Source organism: Paractinoplanes deccanensis, assembly GCF_016862115.1.
Lineage (GTDB): Bacteria > Actinomycetota > Actinomycetes > Mycobacteriales > Micromonosporaceae > Actinoplanes > Actinoplanes deccanensis.
This window is the reverse complement of the sequence record NZ_BOMI01000056.1, coordinates 1-9,262: the sequence shown is the minus strand read 5'-3', so window position 1 is coordinate 9,262 and position 9,262 is coordinate 1. Positions and strand designations below refer to the sequence as shown.

Annotated in this window: 10 protein-coding genes; 7 read left to right on the top strand and 3 right to left on the bottom strand. The window is 72.2% G+C overall.

Annotation, left to right across the window (positions count from 1 at the left end; genetic code table 11):
• From Ade02nite_RS14750 to Ade02nite_RS14740, 3 genes are all read right to left on the bottom strand, one after another.
• A partial coding sequence (locus Ade02nite_RS14750) for a DedA family protein (RefSeq protein WP_203762375.1) occupies positions 1 to 623 on the bottom strand: 623 nt, incomplete at its 3' end.
• A 322-nt stretch (positions 624 to 945) separates the two neighbouring features.
• Positions 946 to 1,806 carry an LLM class flavin-dependent oxidoreductase gene (locus Ade02nite_RS14745; protein ID WP_203762373.1) on the bottom strand — a complete coding sequence of 287 codons (861 nt, stop codon included), beginning with the start codon at positions 1,804 to 1,806 and terminating at the stop codon, positions 946 to 948.
• Positions 1,803 to 2,798 carry an ornithine cyclodeaminase family protein gene (locus Ade02nite_RS14740; protein WP_239168757.1) on the bottom strand — a complete coding sequence of 332 codons (996 nt, stop codon included), beginning with the start codon at positions 2,796 to 2,798 and terminating at the stop codon, positions 1,803 to 1,805. The genes Ade02nite_RS14745 and Ade02nite_RS14740 overlap by 4 nt, the downstream gene beginning before the upstream one ends.
• Positions 2,799 to 2,840: 42 nt before the next feature.
• On the opposite strand from Ade02nite_RS14740, the gene Ade02nite_RS14735 reads away from it, so the two are divergent.
• The 7 genes from Ade02nite_RS14735 to Ade02nite_RS14705 form a co-directional block, all read left to right on the top strand.
• Positions 2,841 to 3,518 carry a GntR family transcriptional regulator gene (locus Ade02nite_RS14735; protein WP_203762371.1) on the top strand — a complete coding sequence of 226 codons (678 nt, stop codon included), beginning with the start codon at positions 2,841 to 2,843 and terminating at the stop codon, positions 3,516 to 3,518.
• Complete coding sequence (locus tag Ade02nite_RS14730) at positions 3,518 to 4,669, top strand: NAD(P)/FAD-dependent oxidoreductase (protein WP_203762369.1); 1,152 nt, start codon at positions 3,518 to 3,520, stop codon at positions 4,667 to 4,669. Before Ade02nite_RS14735 ends, Ade02nite_RS14730 begins: the two co-directional genes overlap by 1 nt.
• A gap of 12 nt (positions 4,670 to 4,681) precedes the next feature.
• Positions 4,682 to 4,990, top strand: a complete 309-nt coding sequence (locus Ade02nite_RS14725; protein ID WP_203762367.1) for a (2Fe-2S)-binding protein — start codon at positions 4,682 to 4,684, stop codon at positions 4,988 to 4,990.
• The gene (locus Ade02nite_RS14720) at positions 4,983 to 6,374 is read left to right on the top strand and encodes an NAD(P)/FAD-dependent oxidoreductase (RefSeq protein WP_203762365.1); all 1,392 of its coding nucleotides are present in this window, start codon (positions 4,983 to 4,985) and stop codon (positions 6,372 to 6,374) included. The genes Ade02nite_RS14725 and Ade02nite_RS14720 overlap by 8 nt, the downstream gene beginning before the upstream one ends.
• Positions 6,371 to 7,282: a dihydrodipicolinate synthase family protein gene (locus tag Ade02nite_RS14715; protein ID WP_203762363.1), complete on the top strand. Its 912-nt coding sequence runs from the start codon at positions 6,371 to 6,373 to the stop codon at positions 7,280 to 7,282. The genes Ade02nite_RS14720 and Ade02nite_RS14715 overlap by 4 nt, the downstream gene beginning before the upstream one ends.
• A 16-nt stretch (positions 7,283 to 7,298) precedes the next feature.
• Positions 7,299 to 8,285, top strand: a complete 987-nt coding sequence (locus Ade02nite_RS14710) for a proline racemase family protein (protein WP_239168756.1) — start codon at positions 7,299 to 7,301, stop codon at positions 8,283 to 8,285.
• A gap of 8 nt (positions 8,286 to 8,293) precedes the next feature.
• Positions 8,294 to 9,262: aldehyde dehydrogenase family protein (locus Ade02nite_RS14705; protein WP_239168755.1), on the top strand; the 969-nt coding region annotated here is incomplete at its 3' end.

The following is a 9,262-nucleotide window of genomic DNA, read 5'->3' as shown; positions in this document are numbered from 1 at the left end:
CCTGCTTGTCGGCTCTGCAGGCGTGCCCACGCGCCGGCGCTTCGCTGCACGAGCGTCCACGCGCCGGCTCGTCTCTGCACGAGCGCGCCCACGCCGGCGATGCTCATGCCGAGGGCCAGCCCGAACACCGTCGCGAGCAGCGGCGAGTCGGCGAACGTGGCGCCCCCGATGCGGCCCAGCCCGATGATGTAGGCGGCCCATGCCACGCTCGCCAGCAGCGAGAACAACCGGAACCGGCTCGGCGGGAACGACACCGCCCCGGAGGTGAGGGCGCTCGCCGTGCGCCCGTACGGCAAGAAGCGACCCACCACGATCGCGGCCCCGCCATGGCGCGCGAGCGCACGCTCGGCTCTCTCCCTCGCCGCGATCAGCTTGCGGCTGCGGATCCGGCGGCCGGCCCCGCGCCCCAGCCGGTAGGCAGCCCAGTCGCCCACCACGCCCCCGGCCACCACGGCCACGGCCAGCGCGGCGAGGCCGCCCGAGCCGCTCGCCGAGAACGCACCCAGGCTGATCACCACCGCCTCGGAGGGCATGGCCGGGAAGAACCCGTCGATCGCCACGAACACGAAGACGAGAAGATAGATCCAGGGCGACGAGATCAACGGCATCAGATGGTCCAGCAACGACGTCCTCCTCGATCTCTGCCGTCGACCGTACGGATCCCAGGAACGCCGTTCGATGGTGCAAGCCCGCCGATCACGGGTAGGCCCAACACCACCAGCACGGGTAGTGTCACAGCCCTTCCGGGCCAGATGCTTACGCCCGCCATAAGACTCGGCGAATGCTCGCCGGCGCCCGCCATAAGACTCGGCGAATGCTCGCCGGCGCCCGCACGGCATCGCGCGCCACGCCCCGCCGCAGCTCGCCGCAGACGACGAAGCTCCGGTCCCGGAGCGTGCCACCACGACTCGGGACGCGTGGCGTTGGTCCTCGAGGAGTGCCCTCCTACACGCCGTGGACCTGCGCGATGAAGTCGAGGGCTTCCCGCGGAACGCCGAGGCCGTCGGGACGGGGCCAGTGGACGCTGATCTCGTCGAAGCCGAGCTCCCGAAGACGGCCGACGGTGTCCGCGTAACGGTCCTTGCTCTCGAAGGGCCACCGCACCGTGACGGCGAACTGGGCGATGCGCGTCATCGACCGGCCCTCGGCCAGCGCGTCGTCCAGGTGGCCGGCCTGTTTCTTCAGCGCGGTGAACCACTCCTCCGGCTCGACCGCGGGGCCGTAGGGACCATAGGTGATCCACGCCTGGCCGTAGCGGGCCGCCAGCTTGAGCGAGCGCGGGCCGGTGCCGGCGACGGTGAACGGCATCCGCGGGGTCTGCACGCAGCCGGGCAGCTGGTGGGCGTCGACCGCCGAGTAGCGCTCGCCGTGAACCGTGGTGATCGGCTCTCGCAGCAGAGTGTCGAGCAGTCCTATCCAGTCGGCGAAGCGGTCCATACGCTCACGAGGGGTGCGCGGCGGATCGCCGAGGACCAGCGCGTCGGGGCCTTCCGCGCCGGCGCCCAAGCCGACGTCGATGCGGCCGCCGCTGAGCTGGTCGAGCGTCATCAGCTCCTTGGCGAACGGCACCGGATGGCGATAGTTGGGCGTCGCCACCTGGCAGCCGAGGCGCACCCTCTCGGTCGCCACTGCGGCGGCGGCGAGCAGCGGCACGCAGCCGTACCAGGGGTTGTCGGCGAGCAATGGCCAGGTCAGATGGTCGTACGTCCAGACGGTGTGCACCCCGAAACGCTCTGCCTCGCTCACCTCGGCGAGGAACGTGCTGATCGGATGCCGGTCGGGCAGGACCAGAGCGGACAGCCTCATGCGGCGGCCTCCACGACAGCGGTGGCGATCACGAGATCCTCCCAGCCCATCCCCACAGTTTTGATCAATCGCGGCCGGGCGGGGACGTCCTCCCGGACAAGATCGGAACGCCGCACGAGACCGGAACGCTGGACCGGGTCGGCCTGGACCAAGTCGGCCTGGACCAAGTCGGCCTGGACCAAGTCGGCCTGGACCAGGCCGGAGCGCCGGACCAGGTCGGCGAAGGTGACGAGCGCGTCGGCGGTGACCGCGCCGGAGTAGATGGCCTGCAGGACGTCGCCGGCCTCGCGCAGCGCGGCGGCGCGCGACTCCACCAGCACGCCACACCGGGCGACGGTCTCGGCGTCGACCTCACGGGCCCCGGGCTCGTGCGATCCGACAGCGACCACGACGGTCTCGGGACCCAGGAGCGAACCCGGGAACAGCGGCTCCCGCGCGGTGGTGCAGCAGGCCACGATGTCGGCGTCGGCGACGGCGCCGGCATCCGCGACCGTCGCCCCGGCCTCGGCGGCGAACGCGGCCGTTCTCGCCGGGTCGCGGCCCACGACCCGTACCGAATCGATCGGACGGACCGCGCGCAGAGCCTCGACGTGGCCGCGAGCTTGAGGACCGGTGCCGAACACGACGAGGCGCCGCGCGCCGGGCGGGGCGACCAGGTCGACGCCGAGCGCGGACACGGCCGGGGTGCGCAACGCCGTGAGCGCCGCCCCGTCGAGGACCGCGCGCGGGACCAACGTCTCGGCGTCGAAGAGCACATAGACCCCGTGGATGCGCGGCAGACCCCTGCGCGGGTTGTCGGGCGCGACGGACACCAGCTTGACACCGGCCGTCTTGCTGTCGGCGGACGGCATCACGAGGATCTCGCCGTTGCCGGTATGTATAGGTACGCGCGGTGGCTCGTTCTCGGGGTCGAGACCGGCGGCCAGGGCGCCCCGCAGCGCCGCGACGGCTCTGGCAAAGCCGAGCGACTGCACCTGGTCCGCGTTGAACATGAGCTGTACTATGTCACATACCACTGAGGGAGGCAACCCGATATGACGTCACCGCTCATCGGTCCGCTGCGCACCACCGGCAGCTTCCGCCAGACCGTCGAGGAGGCGGTGGCGGCCGCGATCATCTCCGGCGAGTTCGAGCCCGGCACCATGCTGACGGCTCCCACGCTGGCGGCGCGCTTCGACGTGTCCGCTACGCCCGTACGAGAAGCGCTCCTGAATCTCGAGAAGCGGGGGTTCGTCGAGATCGCGCGCAACAAGGGATTCCGCGTCACTGAGGTCAGTGAGCAGGAGCTCGAGCAGATCGTGCAGATCCGCCAGTGGCTCGAGGCGCCGCCGATGCGGCTGCTCGCGGGCAAGCTCGACCGGCCGGCGCTGGCCGGCCTGCGCATCGAGGCGGAGCAGATCGTCAACAGTGCGGCGGCCTCCGCCCTGCAGTCCTACCTCGCCGCCGACACCGATTTCCACCTTCACCTGCTCAGCCTGACCGGTAATGATCGGCTGGTCAGCCTGGTGCGCGACCTGCGCCAGCAGACCCGCCTGGTGGGCCTGGCCACCATGCTGGGCACGCCCGAGCTGTCCCGTTCGGCCGCCGAGCACCACACCTTGATCGACCTGCTCGAGGCAGGTGAAGGAGCGGCGGCCGAGGGACTGATGCGCGTGCACATCGGCCATGTCACCGGGTGGTGGAGCGGCCGCCCCGAGAAGGGTGGCGACTGATGAGGGTTGTCGTCGTGGGTGCCGGCATCGTCGGCGCCGCGGTGGCCCGCGAGCTGGCCGGAGCGGGGGTGACAGTGACCGTTCTCGATCGCGCCGCTTCGGCCGGGGGCACGTCGGCCGCCGGCGAGGGCAACCTGCTGGTCTCCGACAAGGGCCCCGGCCCCGAGCTGGTGCTGGCCCAACGCTCGCTCACGCTGTGGCAATCGCTCAGGGACGAGCTGCCCGACTTCCCTTCTGTCGAGTACGAGGCGAAGGGCGGTCTCGTGGTCGCGACGACCACCGCGGGTGCCGCCGGATTGCGCCGTTTCGCCGAGAGCCAGCGCGGCGCCGGAGTCCTCGCCGAGGAGGTCGACCCGCACGACCTCGAACCCGATCTGACCAGGGACTACACCGCGGCCTTCCACTATCCCCAGGACGCACAGGTGCAGCCCGCCATCGCCACCGAGGCCCTGCTCGCCGCGGCTCGCCGTCGGGGTGCGGAGGTTCGCCAGGGGGTCGAGGTGCTCGGCCCGATCTCGCTGCACGGCCGGCTCGCCGGGGTGCGCACGTCCGCCGGCGACCTGCACGCCGACCATGTCGTGGTGGCGGCCGGACCCTGGTCCGGCGAGGTCTCGTCGCGCCTGGGCGTCATGCTGCCGGTGCGGCCGCGCCGCGGCACGATCCTGGTGACCACGCGCATGCCACAACGGATCAGACACAAGGTGTACGACGCCGACTACGTGGGCGCGGTCGGCTCCGACGACGCGGCCCTGCAAACGTCCAGCGTGGTCGAGTCGACGGCCTCCGGCACCGTGCTGATCGGCTCGTCGCGGGAGCGGCGCGGTTTCGACGGGCGGATCGAGGCCCGCGTCCTGTCCGCGCTGGCCGCGAAGGCGATGGTGCTCTTCCCGTTCCTGGCCGACGTCGCGGTCATGCGGGCGTACGGCGGCTTCCGGCCCTATGTGCCGGATCATCTGCCGGTCATCGGGCCCGATCCGCGCCTGGCGGGACTGTGGCACGCGACCGGCCACGAGGGCGCGGGAATCGTGCTGTCGGCCGCGACGGCGGAGTTGCTGGCCGACCTTCTTCTCGGACGCGAGACCCATGTGCCGTCTTCGCCTTTCGCCGTGGAAAGGCCCACATTGGCCTCCCATCTCGCCAGTAGTGTGTGACATACTACTGCCATGACGACCACCGGACCGGCCCGCCTCGAAGCCGCCGACGACCCCGTCTCGCCGGGCCCCACCAGTGAGATCGCGATCGTCGTGGACGGGTCCGAGATCCGCGGCCTTGCCGGTCAGACCATCGCCGGAGTGCTGCTCGCCGCGGGCCGCCAGAGCTGGCGCACCACCGCCCGGCAGGGCCGGCCCAGGGGCGTCTTCTGCGGCATCGGCGTCTGCTTCGACTGCCTGGTCACTGTCAACGGGCTGCGTGACGTGCGCGCCTGCCAGCGTCACGCCGCCGACGGAGATGAGGTGAGCACCGATGCCTGAGGTTCTGATCATCGGCGCCGGGCCTGCGGGGCTGGCCGCCGCCACGGCAGCCCGGCGAGCCGGCGCGCGAGTCGTCGTGCTCGACGCCGCCGAGGATGTGGGCGGCCAATACTGGCGCCACCTCCCGCAACAACGCCCGGCCGGCCGCGAAGAGGTGCTGCACCACGGCTGGGAGCGGTTCACCGGCCTCCGCAGGGAGCTGACCGGCGTCGAGATCGTGACCGGGGCGCAGGTCTGGCTCGCCGAGCGCCACGACGGCCGGCCGCCGACCGTGCACATCCTGGTCGGGCCCGCCGACGGCGCCGATCGGGTCCGGCGCGTCTTCGACCCCGGCGCGCTCGTGCTCGCCACCGGGGCCTACGAGCGGACCCTGCCCTTCCCGGGCTGGGATCTTCCCGGCGTCTTCACCGCCGGGGCCGCACAGGCACTCGCCAAATCGGAGCGGGTCGCGGTCGGGCGGCGGGTGCTCGTCGCCGGAGCGGGGCCGTTCCTGCTGCCCGTCGCGTCGAGCCTGATCCGCACGGGCGCTCGCGTGGTCGGCGTCCTCGAGGCCGGCGGGTGGAGCCGGCTCGGCCGCGCGTGGACGGCCCGGCCCACCGAGCTGCTGAGCGCCTCGCACAAGGCCGGTGAGCTCGCCGGATATGCCCGCGACCTCGTCCGCCACCGTGTCCCCTACCGGGTCGCCACCGGGGTCATCGCGGCGCACGGCCACGACCGGGTCGAGGAGGTGACCGTCGCGCGCCTCGACGCGCAATGGGCGCCGGTTCCCGGCACATCCCGGCGCGTGGCCGTCGACGCGGTCTGTGTCGGGCACGGCTTCGTCCCGCGGTCGGAGCTGGCCGTGGCCGCCGGATGCCAGACCGGCCCGGACGGCACCGTCGTCGTGGACGCCGACTGCCGCAGCAGCGTGCCTGGAGTCTTCGCGGCCGGCGAGATCACCGGCATCGGCGGCGCCGACCTGGCCCTCGCCGAAGGCACGATCGCCGGCACAGTGGCAGCCGGTGCGGCACCGACCTCCGCCCAGCGCCGCGACGTCCTCGTCTACCAGCGCTTCGCCACCCGCCTCAGCGACGGCCACGGCATCCGCCCGGGCTGGGCCGAGTGGCTCGCCGACGACACGCTGATCTGCCGCTGCGAGGAGGTGACCGCCGGCGAGTTGCGCGACATCGCCGCGGCCACCGGGTCACGCGGGCTGCGGTCCCTCAAGCTGAGCACCCGTGCGGGGCTCGGCGTCTGTCAGGGCCGCGTCTGCGGGCGCAGCGTCGAAGAACTTCTCGATCGCACGACCGGTGGCCTGCTCGATCCGGGCCGGACCGCCAACCGCCCCCTGGCCGGCCTGGTTCGCCTCGGCGAACTGGCTCGTACTCAAGGAGACCCCTCATGACCGACACCTTGCGCGGCGTCATCGTCGCCACCGCCCTTCCCTACCGCGAGGATCCTTCCGCGCCGGCCGGGCTCGCCGTCGACTACGACAAGTTCGCCGAGCACTGTGACTGGCTGATCGGCAACGGCTGCCACGGCGTCGGGCCGAACGGCTCGCTCGGCGAATACTCGTCGCTGACCGACGCGGAGCGCCGCAAGGTGGTCCAGGTGGCCGTGGAAGCCGTCGGCGGCCGGGGCGTGGTCGTCGCCGGCGTGCACGGGCCCGGCTGGCACCAGGCGAAGCACTGGGCCGAGCTGGCCGCCGAGGACGGCGCCGACGGTGTCCTCTGCCTGCCCCCGACCATGTACAGGGCGAGCGAGTCGCAGGTGGTCGAGCACTACACGCGCGTGGCTGAGGCTGGCCTGCCGATGATGATCTACAACAACCCGTTCGACACCAAGGTCGACCTGGTTCCGTCACTGGTCGCCGAGATCGCGCAGATCCCCCAGGTCAAGGCCGTCAAGGAGTTCAGCGGCGACGTGCGGCGGCTCTTCGAGATCCGCGAGCAGTGCGACATCGACGTGGTGGCCGGCGCCGACGACGTCCTCTTCGAACTCATGGTGGACGGTGCGGTGGGCTGGTTCGCGGGCTTCCCCAACGTCTTCCCCGCCGAGTCGGTCCGCATCTACAACCTCATGCGCGACGGCCAGGTCGCCGAGGCCCGGTCGCTGTACGAGAAGCTCGTCGCGCTCTTCCGGTGGGATTCGCGCACCGAGTTCGTCCAGGCCATCAAGCTGAGCATGGACATCGTGGGCCGGTACGGCGGCCCGTGCCGCCCGCCGCGCGGTGCGCTGACGCCGGAGCACCGGGCCCAGATCGAGGCCGAGACCAAGCGGGCCGTCGAGGCCGTCGCGAGCCTGGCGGTCTGACATGCGTGCGTCTCGCATGTTCACGGCTGTCGACTCGCACACCGAGGGCATGCCGACGCGCGTCGTCACCGGCGGCGTCGGCACGATCCCCGGCGACACGATGAACGAGCGCCGCCTCCACTTCATCGAGCACCTCGACGGCATCCGGCAGCTGCTCATGAACGAGCCGCGTGGGCACGCGGCGATGAGCGGCGCGATCCTCCAGCCGCCGACCCGGCCGGACGCGGACTTCGGCGTCGTCTACATCGAGGTGTCCGGATGCCTGCCGATGTGCGGGCACGGCACGATCGGCGTGGCGACGGTCCTGGTCGAGACCGGCATGGTCCCGGTGACCGAGCCGGTCACGACCATCCGGCTCGACACGCCGGCCGGGCTGGTCGTCGCCAAGGTGCAGGTCAGCGACGGGCATGCCGACGCCGTCACGCTCGAGAACGTGCCCGCGTACTGCGACCGGCTGGACGCGAGCATCGACGTGCCCGGCCTCGGCACGGTGCCGTACAGCCTGGCGTTCGGCGGCAACTTCTACGCGATGGTCGACCTCGCAGCCGTCGGGCTGCCGTTCGACCGCTCCCGCCAGCGCGACATCCTCGACGCCGGCCTGGCCATCATGGGTGCCATCAACGAGCAGGACCCGCCCAAGCATCCGTCGATCGCCGGCGTGGACCACTGCCACCACGTCGAGTTCATCGCGCCCGGGTCGAACGCCCAGCTGTCGCGGCACGCGATGGCCATCTACCCTGGTTGGTTCGACCGGTCGCCGTGCGGCACGGGCACATCCGCCCGGATGGCCGAGCTGTGGGCGCGCGGCGAGCTCGCCCTCGGGCAAGACTTCGTCAACGAGTCGTTCATCGGCAGCCGCTTCACCGGGCGGCTGATCGGCGAAACGACGGTCGGCGGGCTGCCCGCGGTCGTGCCGACCATCACGGGCCGCGCTTGGGTGACCGGCATCGGCCAGTACATGCTCGACCCGTCCGACCCCTATCCCACCGGATTCGCGTTCTGAGGTTATCCATGACTGACGCTATTGGCGCCGCCGCCTCCTCCGGTTTCGAGACGTTCTCCCCGCGCGATCGGGCTCGGGCCCTGGTCGCCGCCGCGGACGCGCTCGACGCCGCGGCCGACGAACTGGTCCCCCTGGCGCAGGCCGAGACGGGCCTCGCCGAGGGCCGGTTGCGCGGCGAGCTCAAACGCACCACCGTGCAGCTCAGGCTCTTCGCCTCGGTCGCGGCCGCGGGCGAGTTCCTGGACGTACGCATCGACGACGCCGACCCGGACTTCGTCCTGGGCCCGCGACCCGATCTCCGGCGCTTCCGCGTGCCGCTCGGCCCCGTGCTCAACTTCGCGGCGAGCAACTTCCCCTTCGCCTTCTCGGTGATGGGCGGCGACACGGCCTCGGCCCTGGCCGCCGGATGCCCGGTCGTGGTCAAGGCCCATCCCGGCCACCCGAAGCTCTCCGACCGCACAGCCGAGATAGCCCGCGCCGCGATCGCCAAAGCGGGCCTGCCGGCAGACGCCCTAACGGTGATCCACGGCCAGGAGGAGGGCGTCGCCGCGCTGCGCGACCCCCGCATCACGGCGGCAGCCTTCACCGGCTCGGTTGCCGGCGGCCGAGCGCTGGCCCGCATCGCCGCGGAGCGAGAGCACCCCATCCCCTTCTACGGCGAACTGGGCAGCATCAACCCGGTCGTGGTCACCCCCGCCGCCCTGGCCGAGCGCGCCGACCAGATCGCCGCCGGCTTCGCCGCCAGCGTCACCGGTTCCGCGGGCCAGCTCTGCACCAAGCCCGGCCTCCTGTTCGTCCCCTCCCCCACCCCGCCCGCCGACGACCCCGCGGCCACCGACTCGGCCAGCGACAGCTCGGCGACCGTCGGCTCACCGAGCGACAGCTCGGCGGGCGGCGGCTTGGCGGGCGGCGGCTTGGCGGGCGGCGGCTTGGCGGGCGGCGGCTTGGCGGGCGGCGGCTTGGCGGGCGGCGGCTTG